Genomic DNA, 1,571 nt, shown 5'->3' on the forward strand with positions numbered 1-1,571 from the left:
GGGGCGGGGGCGGGGGCGTGGGGTGGGGGGGCTCCCCCGCGGCCGGCGGCGACCGGCCGGCGTGACGCGACGATGCGCCCGGCCGGCCGGGACCGTCGACCGGTCAGTGGAGGTGCGGCCGCACGACCAGCACCGGCCACCGGCTGTGGCCGATCAGGCTGTGGCTGGTCGAACCGAGCAGCAGCCCGGTGAAGCCGCCGCGGCCACGGCTGCCCACGACGATCATCTGCGGGGGCGTCTCCGAGCCGTCGGCCCGGAGCAGGGCGGCGGCCGCGCGGCCGCGGCGCACCACGGATTCGACGACGACGTCCGGGTACTTGTACCGCCACCCCGCCCGCATCTCGGCCAGCAGGGCATGCTCCTTGTCGTCCTCGACCATGTCCAGCGGGGTGCCCGCGGCCACCAGGCCGCGCAGGTCGGCGTCGTCCCAGACGATGACGGCCTGCAGCGGCGCCCGCCGGCGGTCGGCCTCGTCGAACGCGACGGCGACGGCCGCCTCGCTGACCCGCGACCCGTCCACGCCCAGCCGGATCGGCCCGTCGGTCCGCGCCGCCGCGGCCACCGGGATCACCGCGACCGGCGAGTGCGCGTGCGCGGTGACGTGCAGCGCGACCGAACCCAGGACCACGTCGGGAATCCGGCCCCCGCCGCGGTTGCCGACCACGGTCAGCGCCGCGTCCCGGGATGCCTCGACCAGCGCCGGCCGCGGATCGGCCTGCACCAGCCGGTCGCTGATCTCCAGATCGGGGTGCAGCACGTGCAACTGCTTGGTGGCGTCGGCCAGCAGCTGCTCGCCGGCCGCGTAGAGGCTGTCGGTCAGGCCGGTCGGAACGGTGTACCCCATCATCCCGACGGCGGGAATGGTGAACGCGTGCACCAGGTGCAGCGGCAGGTCCCGCAGCTGCGCGTCGTGGGCGGCCCAGTGAGCGGCGGACATCGATTCGGGCGACCCGTCCAGCCCGACGACGATCCGCGCGCGGATGCCGGTCATGATCGATACTCCTCGTCCGGACGGCCGTCCGTCCAGGTGGGGACCGGTCGGGCGTCCTGACTTCAGCCTCCCCATCCGTCGCGGCCGCAGTCAGGGTCGAAGGTCCCGCCCGGTCGGGATGCTGCGCACCGAGCTCGTCCGGCCGGGATCCGTCCGGGACCGCCCCGACCCCACCCCAAGCCCGGCCCACCGAAGCCCGGCCACGCGGACCATCCCCCGGCCCCACCCCGGCCGGACATCCGCAGGCTCACGGACGAACGCGATCCCCGACCTCCGCCGAGCCGCTCAACCGCGGCCGGCTCCGTCCCAGGCGGCCCGCACCCGCCGGGCGGCCGCGGCCGGATCCGGCTGCCCGCAGATCGCGCTGACCACGGCCACTCCGGCCGCCCCGGCCGCACGCACCGCCGGGGTCCGGACGGCGTCGATGCCGCCGATCGCCACGCACGGCAGCGGGCTGCGCCCGACGATCGCGGCGAGCGTGTCCAGCCCGCCGGGGTCGGCCGCGTCGGGCTTGGTCGACTGCCACCAGACCGGCCCGACGCCGAGGTGGTCGACGGTGCCCGGGGGCAGCGCCGCGGCC

General features: G+C 76.9%; 2 protein-coding genes. Both read right to left on the reverse strand.

Features of this window, described 5'->3' with window-relative positions:
* Positions 1–103: 103 nt before the first annotated feature.
* Complete coding sequence (locus tag ACOJUF_RS20135) at positions 104–991, reverse strand: universal stress protein (protein WP_420123600.1); 888 nt, start codon at positions 989–991, stop codon at positions 104–106.
* Between the two features lie 285 nt (positions 992–1,276).
* Positions 1,277–1,571, reverse strand: a 295-nt coding sequence (locus tag ACOJUF_RS20140; RefSeq protein ID WP_420123601.1) for a thiamine phosphate synthase, incomplete at its 5' end; no start/stop codon positions are given.

It is taken from the genome of Nakamurella sp. (assembly GCF_048594475.1).
Taxonomy (GTDB): domain Bacteria; phylum Actinomycetota; class Actinomycetes; order Mycobacteriales; family Nakamurellaceae; genus Nakamurella.

Coding starts and splice junctions, on each gene's coding strand:
- ACOJUF_RS20135 (WP_420123600.1), bottom strand. CDS start 991: ATGACCGGCATCCGCGCGCGGATCGTCGTCGGGCTGGACGGGTCGCCC.